The sequence below is a fragment of the Pseudomonas sp. TH39(2020) genome, assembly GCF_016650715.1.
GTDB classification, from domain to species: domain Bacteria; phylum Pseudomonadota; class Gammaproteobacteria; order Pseudomonadales; family Pseudomonadaceae; genus Aquipseudomonas; species Aquipseudomonas mandelii_C.
On record NZ_JAEKFF010000006.1, the window covers coordinates 1,681,670 to 1,700,140 of the forward strand.

Annotated in this window: 20 protein-coding genes and 1 pseudogene; 15 read left to right on the top strand and 6 right to left on the bottom strand. The window is 59.9% G+C overall.

Annotated elements, in window-relative coordinates; genetic code table 11:
* Positions 1-157: 157 nt before the first annotated feature.
* The 4 genes from phaC (JFU47_RS15440) (at position 158) to JFU47_RS15455 (ending at position 5,330) form a co-directional block, all read left to right on the top strand.
* On the top strand, positions 158-1,837 hold the full coding sequence (phaC, locus tag JFU47_RS15440; protein WP_201184017.1) for a class II poly(R)-hydroxyalkanoic acid synthase: 1,680 nt from the start codon (positions 158-160) through the stop codon (positions 1,835-1,837).
* 147 nt (positions 1,838-1,984) lie between these two features.
* The gene (gene phaZ, locus JFU47_RS15445) at positions 1,985-2,839 is read left to right on the top strand and encodes a poly(3-hydroxyalkanoate) depolymerase (protein WP_123366951.1); all 855 of its coding nucleotides are present in this window, start codon (positions 1,985-1,987) and stop codon (positions 2,837-2,839) included.
* Between the two features lie 128 nt (positions 2,840-2,967).
* Complete coding sequence (phaC, locus tag JFU47_RS15450) at positions 2,968-4,650, top strand: class II poly(R)-hydroxyalkanoic acid synthase (protein ID WP_140680645.1); 1,683 nt, start codon at positions 2,968-2,970, stop codon at positions 4,648-4,650.
* Between the two features lie 59 nt (positions 4,651-4,709).
* Positions 4,710-5,330 carry a TetR/AcrR family transcriptional regulator gene (locus tag JFU47_RS15455; RefSeq protein WP_140680643.1) on the top strand — a complete coding sequence of 207 codons (621 nt, stop codon included), beginning with the start codon at positions 4,710-4,712 and terminating at the stop codon, positions 5,328-5,330.
* 113 nt (positions 5,331-5,443) lie between these two features.
* Here JFU47_RS15455 and JFU47_RS15460 read toward each other — a convergent pair whose 3' ends face one another.
* From JFU47_RS15460 to JFU47_RS15470, 3 genes are all read right to left on the bottom strand, one after another.
* Positions 5,444-6,274: a phasin family protein gene (locus JFU47_RS15460; RefSeq protein WP_201184020.1), complete on the bottom strand. Its 831-nt coding sequence runs from the start codon at positions 6,272-6,274 to the stop codon at positions 5,444-5,446.
* Between the two features lie 10 nt (positions 6,275-6,284).
* Positions 6,285-6,707, bottom strand: coding sequence for a phasin family protein (locus JFU47_RS15465; RefSeq protein ID WP_201184023.1), 423 nt, complete (start codon positions 6,705-6,707; stop codon positions 6,285-6,287).
* Between the two features lie 248 nt (positions 6,708-6,955).
* Positions 6,956-7,231 (bottom strand): polyhydroxyalkanoic acid system family protein, encoded by a 276-nt coding sequence (locus JFU47_RS15470; RefSeq protein ID WP_074872865.1) that lies wholly within the window; start codon positions 7,229-7,231, stop codon positions 6,956-6,958.
* Between the two features lie 155 nt (positions 7,232-7,386).
* On the opposite strand from JFU47_RS15470, the gene ubiE reads away from it, so the two are divergent.
* From ubiE to JFU47_RS33645, 11 genes and pseudogenes are all read left to right on the top strand, one after another.
* On the top strand, positions 7,387-8,157 hold the full coding sequence (gene ubiE / locus JFU47_RS15475; RefSeq protein ID WP_007948968.1) for a bifunctional demethylmenaquinone methyltransferase/2-methoxy-6-polyprenyl-1,4-benzoquinol methylase UbiE: 771 nt from the start codon (positions 7,387-7,389) through the stop codon (positions 8,155-8,157).
* Positions 8,157-8,780, top strand: coding sequence for a ubiquinone biosynthesis accessory factor UbiJ (locus tag JFU47_RS15480; protein ID WP_111449382.1), 624 nt, complete (start codon positions 8,157-8,159; stop codon positions 8,778-8,780). Before ubiE ends, JFU47_RS15480 begins: the two co-directional genes overlap by 1 nt.
* Positions 8,777-10,381 (top strand): ubiquinone biosynthesis regulatory protein kinase UbiB, encoded by a 1,605-nt coding sequence (gene ubiB / locus JFU47_RS15485; RefSeq protein WP_046052145.1) that lies wholly within the window; start codon positions 8,777-8,779, stop codon positions 10,379-10,381. The genes JFU47_RS15480 and ubiB overlap by 4 nt, the downstream gene beginning before the upstream one ends.
* A gap of 80 nt (positions 10,382-10,461) precedes the next feature.
* Positions 10,462-10,863 (top strand): phosphoribosyl-AMP cyclohydrolase, encoded by a 402-nt coding sequence (gene hisI / locus JFU47_RS15490; protein WP_008149521.1) that lies wholly within the window; start codon positions 10,462-10,464, stop codon positions 10,861-10,863.
* Entirely contained in the window at positions 10,856-11,188 is a 333-nt protein-coding gene (locus JFU47_RS15495) for a phosphoribosyl-ATP diphosphatase (RefSeq protein WP_007899279.1), read from the top strand. The genes hisI and JFU47_RS15495 overlap by 8 nt, the downstream gene beginning before the upstream one ends.
* Positions 11,189-11,213: 25 nt before the next feature.
* Positions 11,214-11,486 (top strand): twin-arginine translocase TatA/TatE family subunit, encoded by a 273-nt coding sequence (locus tag JFU47_RS15500; protein WP_140680633.1) that lies wholly within the window; start codon positions 11,214-11,216, stop codon positions 11,484-11,486.
* Between the two features lie 10 nt (positions 11,487-11,496).
* Positions 11,497-11,955, top strand: coding sequence for a Sec-independent protein translocase protein TatB (tatB, locus tag JFU47_RS15505; protein ID WP_201184026.1), 459 nt, complete (start codon positions 11,497-11,499; stop codon positions 11,953-11,955).
* On the top strand, positions 11,952-12,746 hold the full coding sequence (tatC, locus tag JFU47_RS15510) for a twin-arginine translocase subunit TatC (protein ID WP_201184029.1): 795 nt from the start codon (positions 11,952-11,954) through the stop codon (positions 12,744-12,746). The genes tatB and tatC overlap by 4 nt, the downstream gene beginning before the upstream one ends.
* Positions 12,743-13,450 carry a 16S rRNA (uracil(1498)-N(3))-methyltransferase gene (locus JFU47_RS15515; protein WP_201184032.1) on the top strand — a complete coding sequence of 236 codons (708 nt, stop codon included), beginning with the start codon at positions 12,743-12,745 and terminating at the stop codon, positions 13,448-13,450. Before tatC ends, JFU47_RS15515 begins: the two co-directional genes overlap by 4 nt.
* 245 nt (positions 13,451-13,695) lie before the next feature.
* Positions 13,696-14,754: pseudogene (locus tag JFU47_RS33640) on the top strand (methyl-accepting chemotaxis protein); the annotation flags it as partial.
* A gap of 144 nt (positions 14,755-14,898) precedes the next feature.
* Positions 14,899-15,612: a methyl-accepting chemotaxis protein gene (locus tag JFU47_RS33645; protein ID WP_446739640.1), complete on the top strand. Its 714-nt coding sequence runs from the start codon at positions 14,899-14,901 to the stop codon at positions 15,610-15,612.
* Between the two features lie 158 nt (positions 15,613-15,770).
* On the opposite strand, the gene JFU47_RS15525 is transcribed toward JFU47_RS33645, so the two are convergent.
* The 3 genes from JFU47_RS15525 to JFU47_RS15535 form a co-directional block, all read right to left on the bottom strand.
* Entirely contained in the window at positions 15,771-16,505 is a 735-nt protein-coding gene (locus tag JFU47_RS15525) for an amino acid ABC transporter ATP-binding protein (protein ID WP_059406451.1), read from the bottom strand.
* The gene (locus JFU47_RS15530; protein WP_140680623.1) at positions 16,498-17,457 is read right to left on the bottom strand and encodes an amino acid ABC transporter permease; all 960 of its coding nucleotides are present in this window, start codon (positions 17,455-17,457) and stop codon (positions 16,498-16,500) included. The genes JFU47_RS15525 and JFU47_RS15530 overlap by 8 nt, the downstream gene beginning before the upstream one ends.
* Positions 17,458-17,604: 147 nt before the next feature.
* Positions 17,605-18,402 carry a transporter substrate-binding domain-containing protein gene (locus JFU47_RS15535; RefSeq protein WP_046052327.1) on the bottom strand — a complete coding sequence of 266 codons (798 nt, stop codon included), beginning with the start codon at positions 18,400-18,402 and terminating at the stop codon, positions 17,605-17,607.
* Positions 18,403-18,471 lie beyond the last annotated feature (69 nt).

Genomic DNA, 18,471 nt, shown 5'->3' on the forward strand with positions numbered 1-18,471 from the left:
GGGTAACCAATGGAGCTGGCAAGGTACCTGCAGTGCTCTCTGAACTAAAAAGCAGCGATGCAGAATTAACGGTCACCCGAGCAGTAGTACCTGGCATTTGCTGTGGGAATGCACAGCTGGGCTCAGGTACTCGTCTCAGGACAATGGAGCGTCGTAGATGAGTAACAAGAATAACGATGACTTGAAGTATCAGGCCTCGGAAAACACCTTGGGGCTGAATCCTGTCGTTGGGCTGCGTGGAAAAGATCTACTGGCTTCTGCTCGAATGGTGCTTAGGCAGGCCATCAGACAACCGATTCACAGCGCCAGGCATGTCGCTCATTTTGGTCTTGAACTGAAGAACGTGTTGTTCGGTAAATCCGAGCTCCAACCGACAAGCGATGACCGTCGCTTCGCCGATCCGGCCTGGAGCCAGAACCCGCTGTACAGACGTTATTTGCAAACTTACCTGGCGTGGCGCAAGGAACTCCACGACTGGATCGGCGACAGCAACCTCTCGCCCAAGGATGTCGCACGCGGGCATTTCGTGATCAACCTCATGACCGAAGCCATGGCCCCCACCAACAGTGCGGCCAACCCGGCGGCGGTCAAACGCTTCTTCGAAACCGGCGGCAAAAGCCTGCTCGACGGCCTCTCCCATCTGGCCAAGGATCTGGTGAACAACGGCGGCATGCCGAGCCAGGTCAACATGGGCGCGTTCGAGGTTGGCAAGAGCCTGGGCGTCACCGAAGGCGCGGTGGTGTTTCGCAATGACGTGCTGGAGCTGATCCACTACCGGCCGACCACCGAGCAGGTGCACGAGCGCCCACTGTTGGTGGTGCCACCGCAGATCAACAAGTTCTATGTTTTCGACCTGAGCCCGGACAAGAGCCTGGCGCGCTTCTGCCTGCGCAACAACATGCAGACGTTCATCGTCAGCTGGCGCAACCCGACCAAGGAGCAGCGCGAGTGGGGTCTGTCGACCTACATCGAAGCGCTCAAGGAAGCGGTCGACGTGGTCACCGCGATCACCGGCAGCAAAGACATCAACATGCTCGGCGCCTGCTCCGGCGGCATCACCTGCACCGCCCTGCTGGGCCACTACGCCGCGATCGGCGAGAAAAAGGTCAACGCCCTGACGCTGCTGGTCAGCGTGCTGGACACCACCCTGGAAAGCGACGTGGCACTGTTTGTCGACGAGCAGACGCTCGAATCCGCCAAGCGCCACTCCTATCAGGCCGGCGTATTGGAAGGCCGCGACATGGCGAAAATTTTCGCCTGGATGCGCCCCAACGACCTGATCTGGAACTACTGGGTCAACAACTACCTGCTGGGCAACGAGCCGCCGGTTTTCGACATCCTGTTCTGGAACAACGACACCACACGGTTGCCCGCAGCGTTCCACGGCGACCTGATCGAAATGTTCAAAACCAACCCACTGATCCGACCTGATGCACTGGAAGTGTGCGGCACACCGATCGATCTGAAGCAGGTCACTGCCGACATCTACTCCCTGGCCGGCACCAACGACCACATCACCCCTTGGAAGTCCTGCTACAAGTCGGCGCAACTGTTCGGTGGCAAGGTTGAATTCGTGCTGTCCAGCAGCGGGCATATCCAGAGCATTCTGAACCCGCCGGGCAATCCGAAATCGCGCTACATGACCAGCACCGAGATGCCGGTCAAAGCTGAGGAGTGGCAAGAAAACTCCACCAAGCACACCGATTCCTGGTGGCTGCACTGGCAGGCATGGCAAGCCGAGCGTTCCGGCAAGCTGAAAAAGTCTCCAAGCAGTTTGGGCAATAAGGCTTATCCGGCGGGTGAAGCCGCACCGGGCACTTACGTACACGAGCGGTAACTGACACACCCCACCCCACTGTGGGAGCGAGCCTGCTCGCGAAAGCGGTTGAACATTCAACATTCAGGTCAACAGACCTTACGCTTTCGCGAGCAGGCTCGCTCCCACAAGGGTATAGGGGATGAATTCACCCACAGGGCCTGAAGCATGCCGCAACCGTTCATATTTCGTACCGTCGACCTGGATGGCCAGACCCTCCGCACGGCGGTACGCCCCGGCAAGCCTCACTTGACGCCCTTGCTGATTTTCAACGGCATCGGCGCCAACCTGGAGCTGGTGTTTCCGTTCGTCGCGGCGCTGGACCCGGACCTGGAAGTCATCGCCTTCGACGTCCCTGGTGTCGGCGGTTCGTCGACGCCACGGCGACCGTATCGCTTTCCGGGCCTGGCGAAACTCACGGCGCGGATGCTCGACTATCTCGACTACGGGCAAGTCAACGTAATCGGCGTTTCCTGGGGGGGCGCCCTCGCCCAGCAGTTCGCTTACGACTACCCCGAGCGCTGCAAGAAACTCGTTCTGGCGGCCACGGCGGCTGGCACGGTGATGGTGCCGGGCAAGCCGAGAGTCCTGTGGATGATGGCCAGCCCACGACGCTACATCCAGCCGTCTCACGTGATTCGCATTGCGCCGATGATCTATGGCGGTGCGTTCCGTCGCGATCCGACCCTGGCCGCCAGCCATGCCGCCAAGGTCCGCTCGGCCGGCAAACTCGGTTACTACTGGCAGCTGTTCGCCGGACTCGGCTGGACCAGCATTCACTGGTTGCACAAGATCCACCAGCCAACCCTGGTACTGGCCGGTGACGACGATCCTCTGATCCCGTTGGTCAACATGCGGTTACTGGCCTGGCGGATTCCCAACGCCCAGTTGCACATCATCGACGACGGGCATCTGTTTTTGATTACCCGGGCCGAAGCAGTGGCACCGATCATCATGAAGTTTCTCGAGGAAGAACGTCAGCGTGCCGTGATGCATCCGCATCCGTCGCCATTGGGCGGCTAATCGGCCCTGGCTTTTGTTACAAAAAGGGGTCGGGAAGACGCAGCGCCGCGCAACATTCCGCAACAGCGTCTATGGTGTTCTGGTTCGGTGTATCTGTATTTGGCCTGAAGACGAAGGAGTGTTGATTCATGCGCGAAAAACCAGCGAGGGAATTTTTGCCCACTCCCGCCGCGTTCATCAACGCACAGAGTGCGATTACCGGCCTGCGTGGTCGGGATCTGTTTTCTACCCTGCGCAGCGTTGCCGCCCATGGTTTGCGCAACCCGGTGCACACCGCCCGACACGCCTTGAAGCTGGGCGGTCAACTGGGCCGTGTACTGCTGGGCGAAACCCTGCACCCGACCAATCCACAGGACAAGCGCTTTGCCGATCCGGCGTGGAGCCTCAACCCTTTTTATCGCCGCAGTTTGCAGGCCTACCTGAGCTGGCAGAAGCAGGTCAAACACTGGATCGACGACAGCAACATGACTCCAGACGATCGCGCCCGTGCCCACTTCGCGTTCGCCTTGCTCAACGACGCCATGGCACCGTCCAACAGCCTGCTTAATCCGCTGGCGATCAAGGAGATCTTCAACTCCGGCGGCAACAGCCTGGTGCGAGGGATCAGCCACCTGGTCGACGACTTCCTGCACAACGACGGCCTGCCCAGACAAGTCACCAAGCAAGCTTTCGAGGTCGGCAAAACGGTCGCCACCACTACGGGCTCCGTGGTGTTTCGCAATGAGCTGCTGGAGTTGATCCAGTACAAGCCCATGAGCGAAAAGCAGTATTCCAAACCGCTGCTGGTGGTGCCGCCACAAATCAACAAGTACTACATTTTCGACCTGAGTCCGCACAACAGCTTCGTCCAGTTCGCCCTGAAGAATGGTTTGCAGACCTTCATGATCAGTTGGCGCAATCCGGATGTACGTCATCGCGAATGGGGGCTGTCGACGTACGTCGAAGCCGTGGAAGAAGCGATGAATGTGTGCCGGGCGATCACCGGTGCTCGTGAGGTCAACCTGATGGGCGCCTGCGCGGGCGGGCTGACCATTGCCGCGCTGCAAGGCCATTTGCAGGCCAAGCGACAACTTCGGCGGGTGTCCAGCGCGACCTATCTCGTGAGCCTGCTCGACAGTCAGATGGACTCGCCTGCGACCCTCTTCGCCGACGAACAGACGCTTGAGGCGGCCAAGCGTCGCTCCTATCAGAAAGGCGTGATGGATGGCCGCGACATGGCCAAGATCTTCGCCTGGATGCGCCCCAACGATTTGATCTGGAGCTATTTCGTTAACAACTACCTGTTGGGCAAAGAGCCTCCGGCGTTCGACATCCTCTACTGGAACAACGACAACACACGTTTGCCGGCGGCCTTGCATGGCGACTTGCTGGACTTCTTCAAACACAACCCGCTGAGTCATCCAGGAGGTCTGGAGGTGTGCGGCACGCCGATCGACTTGCAGAAAGTCAACGTCGACAGCTTCAGCGTCGCGGGCATCAATGACCACATCACCCCGTGGGATGCGGTGTATCGCTCGGCCCTGCTGCTGGGTGGCGAGCGACGCTTCGTGTTGTCCAACAGCGGGCATGTGCAGAGCATTCTCAACCCCCCCTCAAACCCGAAAGCCAACTTCGTCGAGAGCACGAAGCTGAGCACGGACCCACGGGCCTGGTATTACGACGCCAAGCAAGTTAACGGCAGTTGGTGGACTCAGTGGCTGGGCTGGATTCAAGAACGTTCAGGCGCGCTAAAAGAAACCCACATGGCGCTTGGCAACCAGAACTATCCACCGATGGAAGCGGCACCCGGCACTTATGTGCGCGTGCGCTGACTGACAACGAACCACGGCCGGCGCCGGCCGTGGCATGACTCGACCATTAAGAAGACTGGATGAAAACCCGCGACCGGATTCTCGAATGTGCTTTGCAGTTGTTCAATCAGAAGGGCGAGCCGAACGTCTCCACCATGGAAGTTGCCAACGAAATGGGCATCAGCCCAGGTAACCTCTACTACCACTTCCACGGCAAGGAACCGTTGATTCTCGGACTGTTCGAGCGCTTCCAGGCCGAACTGGCGCCCCTGCTCGACCCACCGGCCGATGTGGAACTGGCACCGGAAGATTACTGGCTGTTTCTGCACCTGATCGTCGAACGCCTGGCCCACTACCGGTTTCTGTTCCAGGACCTGTCGAACCTCGCCGGGCGCTTGCCGAAACTGGCCAAGGGCATACGCAACCTGCTCAATGCGTTGAAGCGCACACTGGCTTCGTTGCTCGCACGATTAAAGGCTCAGGGGCAATTGGTCAGCGATACCCAGGCGTTGGGGCAACTGGTGGAACAGATCACCATGACGCTGCTGTTCTCACTGGACTATCAGCGGATACTGGATCGCGAGGGTGAGGTGAGATTGGTGGTGTACCAGATCATGATGCTGGTGGCGCCGCATTTGTTGCCGCCGATCAAGGTCGCGACGGAGCAACTGGCCCTTCAATACCTCGAAGAACACGACTAACCCCTGTGGGAGCGAGCCTGCTCGCTCCCACAGTGGATCTGCGGTGTTCATTAATTCGTGCATAAAAAAACGCCCGACCTTTGCAGGCCGGGCGTTTTCTTGAGCCCTGAAAATCAGGACTGACTGGTTGGCGTCGAAGGAGCTGACGCGACAGTCGGGGTTGCAGCAGGGGTCGGCGCAGTAGCGGAGTTCGATGCACTGACCGGGGCCGGGGTTGCCGGTTTGGCGGCAGCCACTGCTGGTTTTGGTGCCGCCGCTTTCGGAGCTGCCGGCTTTTTCACCGCTGGCTTCTTCGCTGCGGCAGGTTTGGCCGCTGGCTTGGTAGCGGGTTTGGCTGCTGCAGTTTTGGCAGCCGGTTTAGCGGCTGGTTTTGCTGCTGCTTTGGCCGCTGGCTTGGCTGCTGCAGGTTTCGCTGCAGCAGTTTTGGCCGCTGGTTTGGCAGCCGGTTTAGCGGCAGCTTTAGCCAGTGGTTTGGCAACGGACTTCGCTGCCGGTTTGGCCGCCGCGGTTTTCGCCGCAACAGGCGCCACCTTGGCACCGGTGAGTCTTTCGATTTGCTTGGTCAGGGTATCGACCTTGCTGTGCAGTGCTTTGACTTCGTTGCGGCTCGGTACACCCAGGCGCGAAATGGCGCTGTTCAGGCGCTTGTCGAAAGCCCCTTCCAACTCATCCCACTTGCCCAGCGCACGATCTTTCACGCCGCTGATGCGCGACTTGGCCGACGTGGCAGAGTCCTTGGCAGCATCGACTTTTTTGCCGACTGCGCTCTTGGTGAGCTTCTCGGCTTTCTCGCCGTCTTTGACCAATGTATCGAAGAGCTTGCTGCCGTCAGTGTCGATCTTCGAGTACACGCCTAAACCAGCCAGCCAGATTTTGCGGGAGTAGTCTTCGACTTTCCCGATCCACGAGCTGCCTTCTTTCTCGGTGTTCTTTTTACCAGCCATCCCGTTCTCCTTAAGATTTACGCGCGACGCGTTCGAGCAATGCCGTCAGCTCATCGAGCTTGGCAGAGAGTGTCTCAACGTCATGTTTAGACGGAATGCCGATACGATTCAAGGTACTTGCGACACGCGAGTCAAAAGCCTTCTCGACCTTGTCGAGTTGAAGTTCGACTTTGCCTTTGAAAGTGCTCACTTCACTCTTGGCTTCATCGATCTCGGCATTGGCCGCTTCAAGTTTCTCGGCAACTACTTTTTTGCCTTTCTTTTCAACAGCTTGACCCGCCTGGATCAACTCTTGAAAGTACTCGCTGCCCTCTTGGCCGACCTTGGTGTAGGCACCCAGGCCTGCCAGCCAGATCTTGCGGGCATAAGATTTAACGTCGCTCAGAGCGGTTGTCGAAGCGTCGATTTTTTTCTTCAAAATAACTTTGGCCATGGTGCACCTCACGCGCAGAAGGTTTGAGGAACTGCCCGCGAAAGAGTCGGGCTCAGGCACAAAGTAGTGAGAATAATTAGAAACGGCACCCTAACAACTGACACAAAACCTTGGTCACACCACAAAACAAATGTGGGAGCGAGCCTGCTCGCGAAGAGGCCGGTACATTCAACATTGCTGTCGACTGAATGACCGCTTTCGCGAGCAGGCTCGCTCCCACAGTGATCGCCTTCCAAAACAAGACCGAGTTAAGCCAACGCTTTATCCAACGCCTTTTCGATTTCCGATTTGATCGTGCCGCTCATGGCCGACATCAACAGGCCCAGTTCGACATCGACCTTGATCGAATCCTCACCCACATACACCGCGCCTTTCACACCGGAACGCTTGAGGTTCAGGGTGTCGCCGGACCATTGCGGCTCCAGGCCATATTGATCGGACAGTTTCTGCGCCAACAGATCGGCCTTCTCGCGGGCCGCTTCCTTACCCAGGCCATGGGCACGCTCAACACTAATACGGGCCATCGAATGACTCCTGCTTTATGAATACTTTCCCGAAGCATCCTGACCGCTACTGCGGCAAAACGTCCCGGTGGTTACCTATCTTACCTGCAGCCTTGCCAAGACAAAGCAGGCCACCGGGATTAGAATGTCCCGCATTCTCTTCTGGTGACAGCGATATGACTGATCAGCGCAAAGGCAGCGATGCCGAACCCACCACTCACTTCGGTTTCAAAAACGTTCCGGAAAGCCAAAAAGCGGAAAAAGTCGCTGAAGTTTTCCACTCGGTAGCCGCCAAGTACGACTTGATGAACGACCTCCTGTCGGGCGGCATGCACCGTCTGTGGAAGCGTTTCGCGATCGAGCTGTCGGGCGTTCGCACCGGTAACCGCGTGCTGGACATCGCTGGCGGCACCGGCGACCTGACCAAGAAGTTCTCGCACCTCGTTGGCCCGACCGGCCAGGTCGTATTGGCCGACATCAACGAATCCATGCTCAAGGTCGGTCGTGACCGTTTGCTGGACCTGGGTGTGGCCGGCAACGTCGAATTCGTCCAGGCCGATGCTGAAAAGCTGCCGTTCCCGGACAACCATTTCGATTGCGTGACCATCGCCTTCGGCCTGCGCAACGTTACCCATAAAGAAGACGCCCTGCGCTCGATGCTGCGCGTGCTGAAACCGGGCGGCCGTTTGCTGGTGCTGGAGTTCTCCAAGCCAACCAATGCGCTGATGTCCAAAGCCTACGACGCCTACTCGTTCGCCTTCATGCCGCTGATGGGCAAGCTGATCACCAACGACTCGGAAAGCTATCGCTACCTGGCCGAATCGATCCGCATGCACCCGAATCAGGAAACCCTGAAGTCGATGATGGTCGAGGCCGGTTTCGACCGCGTGACCTACCACAACATGACCGCAGGCATCGTCGCCCTGCACCGTGGCATCAAACCCTGATGTTGCTGGCCGGCCTGCTCGCCAGCGTTGAACTCGGTCTGAACCGAGTGCTGCGTCTCGACAGCACAGCGCTGCCGCGGCTGGCGCATTTGAGTGGCAAGGTGATTGCCGTCGACTGCCGCAGCCCGGCGCTGCAAGTGTTCATCCTGCCCAGCGACGAAGGCTTGATGCTGGCTTCCCACTGGGAAACCGGCGCCGACTGCACCTTGCGCGCACCGGCCTCCAGCCTGTTGAAACTGGCCATGAGCAAGGACAAGACTTCGGTCCTGCATGCTCCTGAAGTCGAGCTTGATGGCGACAGCGGCGTGCTGCTGGAACTGGCGGCGATCCTTCAGGACCTTGAGCTGGACTGGGAGTACGAACTCTCGCGCTGGCTGGGACCTGTCGCCACGCAACTGCTCGGCGGTCACCTGCGCAGTCGCGCACGCTGGTACCAGCAAGGGTTCGCCAGCCTGAACCAGAATCTTGGCGAGTACCTGGCCGAAGAATCGCGCACCCTCGTCGGTCAGCGCGAAGCCGAAGCCCGTTTCAGTGAACTGGACCAGATCAAACTCGATCTGGAACGTCTCGAGGCGCGTTTTGAGCGCCTCTCCCGATCCCTCGACCCAAGCGATAACGCATGAAGCTGCTTGCCGTCCGCCGTTTGTTGCGCATCCAGCGCGTTGTGATTCGCTACCGCCTCGATGACCTGTTGTTCGCCCTGCCACTGCCGTGGTTTTTGCTGGCGCTGCGCTACGCCTTGCCATGGCGCTGGTTCCCGCGCAAGACGCTGGACCTGAGCCGCGGCGCCCGATTGCGTCTGGCGTTGCAGGACCTGGGACCGATTTTCATCAAGTTCGGGCAAATCCTGTCCACCCGCCGCGACTTGCTGCCGGAAGACATCGCTGATGAGCTGATGAAGCTGCAGGACCGCGTGCCGCCGTTCGATTCGCAAGTGTCGGTCAATCTGATCGAAGAACAGCTCGGCAAAAAGATCAGTGAAGTCTTCAGCCGCTTCGACGTCGAACCGCTGGCCTCGGCCTCGGTGGCACAAGTGCATGCCGCGCAGCTGAAAACCGGTGAAGAAGTGGTGGTCAAGGTCATCCGCCCGGGCCTCAAACCGATCATCGCGCAGGATCTGGCGTGGCTGTTCATCCTCGCCCGCGCCGCCGAAAAGCTCTCGGCCGACGCGCGCCTGCTGCACCCGGTGGACGTGGTCCAGGACTACGAAAAAACCATCTACGACGAACTCGATCTGCTGCGCGAGGCGGCCAACGCCAGCCAGTTGCGACGTAACTTCGACGGCTCGCCGCTGCTCTACGTGCCGCAAGTCTATTGGGACTGGTGCCGGCCGAAAGTGCTGGTGATGGAGCGCATCTACGGCATTCAGGTCACCGACCTGACAACCTTGGCCGACCAGCGCACAGACATGAAAATGCTCGCTGAGCGCGGCGTCGAGATCTTCTTCACCCAGGTGTTCCGCGATAGCTTCTTCCACGCCGACATGCACCCCGGCAACATCTTCGTCAGCACCGTGAACCCGTGGAGCCCGCAGTACATTGCGATCGACTGCGGCATCGTCGGCAGCCTGACCCCGGAAGACCAGGACTACCTGGCGCGCAACCTGTTCGCGTTCTTCAAGCGTGATTACCGTCGTGTCGCGCAGCTGCATATCGATTCGGGCTGGGTGCCGGCGGAAACCAAACTCAACGAATTCGAGGCGGCGATCCGCACCGTGTGCGAGCCGATCTTCGAAAAACCGTTAAAAGATATTTCTTTCGGCCAGGTGCTGATGCGCCTGTTCCAGACCGCTCGACGCTTCAACATGGAAGTGCAGCCGCAGCTCGTTTTGCTGCAAAAAACCCTGCTGAACATTGAAGGCCTGGGTCGTCAGCTGTACCCGGACCTCGATTTGTGGAACACCGCCCAGCCATTCCTCGAACGCTGGATGCGTGAGCGCGTCAGCCCCAAAGCCTTGATCGGCAACGTGCAGAGCCAGTTCGAACAGCTGCCGCACCTGGCCAACATGGCCCGCGACCTGCTCGAACGCATGTCCCAGCCCCACGCCTACGACCCGCCGCCACCGTGGCACCGCCGCAAGGACGATTGGCTGCTGCGACTGCTCGGCTGTGCGCACCTGGCCGGCGGCACAATACTCGCTGCCGGTGGGCCGCTAAACGAACTGGGACATTGGCCGGCCGGCATCATGGTGGCGGTTGGTTTGTATCTGGTCGTTCGCCGATAGCCAGCGCCCCCGCACGCTGGCACACTGTTTCAACGCTTGGGTTCTACTCATGAAGTGTGGAACCGCTGTCGGAGTCGAAGATGAAAAACTGGCTGGACGAGATCAAGTGGGACGCCGATGGCCTTGTGCCGGCGATTGCCCAGGATCACAAGACCGGGCGCGTCCTGATGATGGCCTGGATGAACCGTGAAGCGCTGGAACTGACCGCTGCCGAGAACCGTGCTATTTACTGGTCACGTTCCCGTGGCAAGCTGTGGCGCAAGGGCGAAGAGTCCGGCCACGTGCAAACCCTGCATGAGATGCGCCTGGACTGTGACGCCGACGTGATCATCCTGATGGTCGAGCAGATCGGCGACATCGCTTGCCATACCGGCCGTCAAAGCTGCTTCTACCGCGTCTTCGAGAACGGCGACTGGAAAACCGTCGATCCGGTGCTCAAGGACCCGCACGCCATCTATTCCGCAGGACACAGCCATGAGTGACACGTTGACCCGTCTGGCCCAGGTGCTGGAAGAGCGCAAAGGCGCCGCCGCCGACAGCTCGTATGTCGCCAGCCTGTACCACAAGGGCTTGAACAAGATTCTGGAAAAAGTCGGCGAAGAGTCGGTCGAAACCATCATTGCCGCCAAGGATGCCGCCATCAGCGGTGACTGCAGCGATGTGATCTACGAAACCGCCGATTTGTGGTTCCACAGCATGGTCATGCTCGCCCAACTGGGGCAGCATCCACAGGCTGTACTCGATGAACTGGACCGTCGTTTCGGTCTGTCCGGACACGCCGAGAAAGCCTCGCGCCCGTCCGCCTGAACAATTATTAGAGAGGAGCAGCAACATGGGCATTTTTGACTGGAAACACTGGATCGTCATCCTGGTTGTTGTCGTACTGGTGTTCGGCACCAAAAAACTGAAAAACCTGGGCACCGATGTCGGCGAATCGATCAAGGGCTTCAAGAAAGCCATGAACGACGACGAAAAACCGGCCGATCCGACCGTGACGCCGTCCCAACCGGTACCGCCGGTTCAGCCGCAGTCCTCGGTGAACCAGCCGCACACCATCGACGTGCAGGCGCAAAAAGTCGAAGAGCCGATCCGCAAAGACGTGTGAGCACTGACTAATGTTTGGTATCAGCTTCTCTGAACTGCTGCTCGTCGGCCTCGTGGCCCTGCTGGTGCTGGGCCCCGAGCGTCTGCCGGGTGCTGCGCGCACCGCCGGCCTGTGGGTCGGCCGTCTGAAGCGCAGCTTCAACGCGATCAAACAGGAAGTTGAACGTGAAATCGGTGCCGACGAGATTCGTCGGCAACTGCACAACGAGCACATTCTGTCGCTGGAGCAGGAGGCGCGGAAGATTTTCACGCCGACTCAGCAGGAGGCTACGCCGGTTCAGCCGGTTGAGCCTGTGGCGGAGCAGACGATTCATGCTCCAGCCGCTGCCGAACCTGCACCTGCACCTGTTGTAGCAGCCGTCGAACCTGCGCCCGTTGTTGCAGTAACACCGGTTGAACCTGTTACGCCCGCGGCTGCGCCTGTTGCGCCGGCCCCTCATGACCCAACACTGCCGCCGCGAGCCCCATGAGCGAACTCCCCGAAAACGACCAGCACATGCCGCTGGTTTCGCACCTCACCGAGTTGCGTACCCGTCTGCTGCGTTGTGTAGCGGCGATCTTCATCATCTTCGCCGGGTTGTTTGCCTTCACCCAGCAGATCTACACCTTCGTCTCCACGCCGCTGCGCGCGTACCTGCCGGCCGGCGCGACGATGATCGCCACTGACGTGTCGTCGCCGTTCCTGACGCCGCTGAAGCTGACGATGATGGTCTCGCTGTTCCTGGCGATCCCGGTGATCCTGCATCAGATCTGGGGCTTCATCGCACCGGGCCTGTACAAGCATGAAAAGCGCATTGCCGTGCCATTGCTGATGTCCAGCATCGTGCTGTTCTACACCGGCATGGCGTTCGCCTATTACCTGGTGTTCCCATTGATCTTCAAATTCTTCGCCTCCGCCACCCCGGCCGGCGTGGAAATGATGACCGACATCACCAGCTACCTCGATTTCGTGATGACGCTGTTCTTCGCCTTCGGCGTAGCGTTCGAGATTCCGGTGGCCGTCGTGCTGCTGGTGTGGATCGGCGTGGTCGACGTCAAATACCTGAAGAAGATCCGCCCGTACGTGGTCATCGGCTGTTTCGTGGTCGGAATGATCCTGACGCCTCCGGACATCTTCTCGCAGACCTTGTTGGCCGTTCCGATGTGGCTGCTGTTTGAAATCGGCATCCTGTTCGGCAGCCTGATCAGCAAGCGCGGCGAGCACCCGGACGACCAACCGGCCGACGATCACAACGACCAGCCGCCAGCGACTCAACCGTGAACCTGCTGCTGCTCGAAGAGGCCGACTTCATTGCGGCCGACCGGGCGATCCTGCGTGATCGCCGGTTGACGCACATGCAGGAAGTCCACCGCTCCGTTGTCGGCGACAGCCTGCGGGTCGGGCGTATCGGCGGGCTGATGGGCTCGGCCGAACTGCTGCGCCTGGACGCCGACGAAGCCGAGTTGCGCGTCACCCTCGACCAGCCGCCACCGGCCAAGCTGCCGCTGACCCTGGTGCTGGCCCTGCCACGGCCGAAAATGCTGCGCAGGGTGTTTCAGACCGTAGCGGCCATGGGTGTGCCACGAATCATTCTGGTGAACAGCTATCGCGTCGAGAAGAGCTTCTGGCAAACCCCGTTCCTGGAGCCAGAGGCGATTCGCGAGCAACTAATCCTCGGCCTTGAACAGGCCCGGGACAGCGTGCTGCCGGAAATCGTCATCGAGAAGCGCTTCAAGCCGTTCGTCGAAGACCGTCTGCCGGCGATCACCGAGGGCACCCTCGGCCTCGTCGGCCACCCCGGCAACTACCCGCCCTGCCCTCGCGGCCTGAACGAACCGGTAACCCTCGCCATCGGCCCCGAAGGTGGCTGGATTCCTTACGAAATCGACCTGCTCGGCAAATCCGGCCTGCAACCGGTACAGCTCGGCGACCGCATCCTGCGGGTCGAGACCGCCGTCACTGCGCTGCTCGCACGCCTCTTCTAAACACCGCAAACCTGTAGCAGCTGGCGAAGCCTGCGTTCGGCTGCGCAGCAGTCGCAAATCGGGCGCCGCGGTCTTTCAGGTTTACCAAGTACGCCGGATTGACGACTGCTTCGTCCGAACGCGGCCCGAGCCGAACGCAGGCTTCGCCAGCTGCTACAAGGAAAGCGCCCTGGCATCTACAGAATGTCGCCACACGGCCGATACAGCCCCTATAAAACCAACAAATGGTTCGAGGGAGTTGCAGCATGTACCGATGGCTAGCCGAGAAACTGGGGAACGTCAGCGTCAATCGCAAACTGGGTGTCGGCTTCGGTCTGGTGCTGCTGCTTACCTTGTTGATCACCTTCACCGGCTGGACCGGCCTGAGCGGTGTGATGAGTCGCGGCGATAAGCTGGGGTTTATTGCCAGCCTCAATGACCTGACCAAAGACCTGCGCCTGGCCCGCCTGGAATACGAAATGCGTCGCGGCGAACAAGGCCCCGGTGCGGTCAACGACCTGCTCGGCCAACTCGATACTGGCCTGAAAACCGCGCGCACGTTGATCGAACAACCGGCCGACGTGGCTATGATCGACCAGCAACTGGCCGCCGTCAGTGAGTACAAACAAGCCTTCACGGCCATGACCCAGGCTGGCGCCAACCGCGAAGACGCCCGTGGCAAACTCGGCGCCACCGCCGACAACGCCGTGGCCCGTGTCGCCGAAGTCGAAAAATCCATGCTGCAAGGTGACAGCGTCGCCGATTTCAACAGCGTGATCGACCTGAGCAAACTGATCCAGCAAGCGCGCTTCCAGGTGCGCGGTTACACCTACAGCGGCAAAACCGAGGCCGAGCAACCGGCGCTGGACGCCATCGACAACGCGTTGAAAAACCTCGAAAGCCTGCCCTCCAAACTGCCGGAACAGCACATTGCCAACCTGCAGCAGGCCACTGAATCGCTCAAGGCCTACCGCGCCGCCGTCAGCCAGTTCCGTGACTCTCAGGTTGCCAGCGCTGCCGCGCTCAAACGCATGGCCGTGCAAGGCGACATCCTGTTCGACGTCAGCAAAAAACTCACCGCGTCGCAAACCATCGTCCGAGACACTGACGCCGCGCACGCTAAAGACCTGCTACTGCTGGCCACTGTCCTGGCGCTGGCCTTCGGCATACTTGCCGCGTGGGCCATCACCCGCCAGATCGTGATCCCCCTGAGCCAGACCCTCAAGGTGGCGGAGCGGGTTGCTGCCGGCGACCTGACCCAGAACCTAATCTCTGAGCGTCAGGATGAACTCGGCCAGCTACAGCGCGCCATGCAGAGCATGACCCTGGGCCTGCGCGAGTTAATTGGGGGCATCAGTGACGGCGTCACGCAAATCGCCAGTGCCGCCGAAGAGCTATCGGCAGTCACCGAGCAGACCAGCGCCGGGGTCAATAGCCAGAAGGTCGAGACCGACCAGGTGGCCACCGCCATGAACGAAATGACCGCCACCGTGCAGGAAGTCGCGCGTAACGCCGAAGAAGCCTCCGAAGCGGCTGTCGCAGCCGACCAGCAGGCCCGTGAAGGTGACAAAGTGGTCGGCGAAGCCATCGTCCAGATCGAGCGCCTGGCCAAGGAAGTCGGCAACTCCACCGAGGCCATGAGCCATCTCAAGCGCGAAAGCGACAAAATCGGTAGCGTGCTCGACGTGATCAAATCCGTGGCCCAGCAAACCAACCTGCTGGCCCTCAATGCGGCCATCGAGGCCGCTCGTGCCGGTGAGGCCGGACGTGGTTTCGCGGTAGTTGCCGACGAAGTCCGCAGCCTGGCCCAGCGCACCCAGAAATCTACCGAAGAAATCGAAGAACTGATCGGCGGCCTGCAAAGCGGTACCCAGCAAGTCGCCACTATCATGGACAACAGTCGCACCCTGACCGAAAGCAGCGTCGAACTGACCCGCCGCGCGGGGGGTTCGTTGACCAACATCACCCGTACCGTCTCAGCGATTCAGGCGATGAACCTTCAAATCGCAGCAGCTGCTGAGCAGCAAAGCGCCGTGGCCGAAGAGATCAACCGCAGCGTGCTGAACGTGCGCGACGTGTCCGAGCAGACCTCGGCAGCTACTGAAGAGACCGCGGCCTCCAGCGTTGAGCTGGCACGGCTGGGGACGCATCTGCAGATGCTGGTGGGCAGGTTCAAGGTTTGAGGTGATTCATCTGGCCTCGGCTCGCTCTGAACCGAGGTGATGCAATCGCGGGCAAGCCACGCTCCCACAGGTTTCGTGTTGTTCACAAATGCTGTGTTCGACCCAATCACTGTGGGAGCGGGCTTGCCCGCGATTAGCGGCCCACAAGGCCGCTGCTCTTAGAGGACCTGGCGCAAGAAGGCCTGAGCCCGCGGATCCTTCGGCGCATCGAAGAATTCGGCCGGTGAAGCGTCTTCCAGCAATTTGCCGTGATCGAAGAACAGCACCCGATCCGCCACTTCCCGGGCGAAGCCCATTTCGTGGGTGACGCAAACCATGGTCATGCCTTCCACCGCCAGGGTTTTCATCACGTCCAGTACTTCGCCGACCATTTCCGGGTCGAGCGCCGAGGTCGGCTCATCGAACAGCATGACCTTCGGTTCCATCGCCAGTGCCCGGGCGATGGCCACGCGCTGCTGCTGACCGCCGGACAGGCGCGACGGAAACTCGTTGGCCTTCTGCGCAATACCGACCTTCTCCAGCAACGCCAAGGCCTTGGCCTCGCGCTCCTTCTTGCCGCGCTTGCGCACGACTTTCTGGGCCAGGCAGAGGTTTTCCAGCACGGTCATGTGCGGGAACAGGTTGAAATGCTGGAATACCATGCCGACTTCGCGGCGGTAGGCATTCACATCGGTTTTCGGGTCGGCCAGTTGCAAGCCGTCGATACTCACCGAGCCCGAGTCAAACTCTTCCAGGCCGTTGAGGCAGCGCAGGAAGGTCGACTTGCCGGAACCGGACGGGCCGATCACCACCAGCACTTCGCCCTTGGCCACCTGTGTGGTGACGTTATCCACCGCGCGAACCACGTGGCCGCGGGTGTCGAAAACTTTTACCAGATCGCGGACTTCAATCACTTTGCGCGAGCCTCCGCTCAAGCCGGCTGGCGATTTTCGACAGCGGCAGGTTGATCAACAGGTACAGACCGGCCACGCAGAACAGGATTTCGAACGGCGAGAACGAGGTGGTGATGACTTCGCGGCCGCTTTTGAGCAGCTCGGTAATGGCGATCACCGACACCAGCGAAGTGTCCTTGACCAGACTGATGAACTGACCAGCCAGCGGTGGCAGCACCCGTTTGAACGCTTGCGGCAGTACCACGTGGCGCATCGACTGACCAGCGCTCAGACCCAGGGAGCGCGCAGCTTCGTTCTGGCCACGGGCAATGGATTGCACGCCGGAACGGATGATTTCCGCCACATAAGCGCCGGTGAACAGCGACAGCGCGGCGATCCCGGCGAACTCCCGGGAGAGGTTCATCACGGTGCCGATGAAGAAGTAGAAAATGAAGATTTGCACCAGCAGCGGCGTACCGCGCACCAGTTCGACGTAGATCGTCGAGAGATCGCGCAGGGTCGGGTTGCTCGACAGTCGGCACAGGCCTGTCGCCAGGCCGATCAGCAGACCGAGCACACCTGAAACCACGGACAACCATAAGGTGGTCCAAAGTCCCCACATCAGCGGTCCGGCGGCCCAATGACGGGTCACGCCGATCACGTCGCCTTCGGCCACATCATCACCTTGGGCGACTTGCAGGCTGTTGTCGTCGACGGTCAGGTGCTGCTCGACACCGGCATCATTGCGCAGGGTGACTTCAGCCTTGTCGCCCTTGCGCACCAGTTCGCTGACGGTGGAGATGTCGGCGGCACGCTGGGATTCTTCGGCGTGGTAGGCGAAGTATTGCGGCACACGGTTCCAGCGCCATTCGTAGGACATCAGCGAGGTGGCGTAATACAACGCGCCGGCCAGGCCGATCAGCAGTAGCACGGTTAAAACGTGCCACGGCCATTGGGCTTTTTTCTGTTTCATGGGTTTAGCAAAATCCGAAAGTTGTGTCGCCAGGAAGGCCGTCATCGCCAGCAGGCTGGCTCCCACACTGGATCTGTGGCGTACACAAATCCCCTGTGGGAGCCAGCCTGCTGGCGATGGGAGCGGCGCGGTCTAACTGACCGGGCCTTATTCCATGTCCTTGAGCCAAGCGGTGTCTTTGAACCACTTGTCATGGATGCGATCGTAGGTGCCGTCTTCGTGGATCTGGCGCAGGAAGTTATTGATGAAGTTGATGCTGTCGTAGTCACCCTTCTTCAGGCCGAAGGCCAGCGGCTCGTAGGTGAACGGCTTGTCGAGGAACACCAGTTTGCCAGCACCGACCTTGTTCACGGCCACGACGTTGTAAGGCGCGTCGTAGATAAAGGCGTCGGCCTTGCCGTTGACCACGTCGAGCACGGCTTCCTGCTCGTTGTCGTAGCCGTGGTAGTTGGCTTTGGAGATAAGCTTTTTGGCCACCATCTCGCCGGTGGTGCCGAGCTTGGAAGTGATGCGGTAGTCGGCGGTGTTCAGGTCTTTATAGGACTTGATGGTGCCTTCCAGCTCCTTGCGGATCAGCAGGGTTTGGCCCACCACGATGAACGGTTCGCTGAAGTTCAGGCGCAGGTTGCGCTCTTGGGTCAAGGTCATGCCGCTGCCGATCATGTCGAACTTGTCGGTGAGCAAGGCCGGGATAATGCCGTCGTAGCCGGTGGAAACCATCTCCAGCTTGACGCCCATGGCTTTGGTCATGGCTTTGAGGAGGTCGACTTCAAAGCCGATGATTTCACCGCGCTTGTTGGTCATTTCGAACGGCATGTAGGTCGGGTCCATGCCGACTTTCAGCGTGCCGCGCTTGACCGCGTCATCGATGGCACCGGCGTGCGCCGCGTTGACTGCAACCAATGCCGTGACGCCGACCAGCAGCATCGAAAGATACTTCTTCATCATCAAGTCCCCAAAACCATCGCGTTGTGAGGCGCGCAAACTGCGGATTTTCCTTGGAAAACCGGCAGA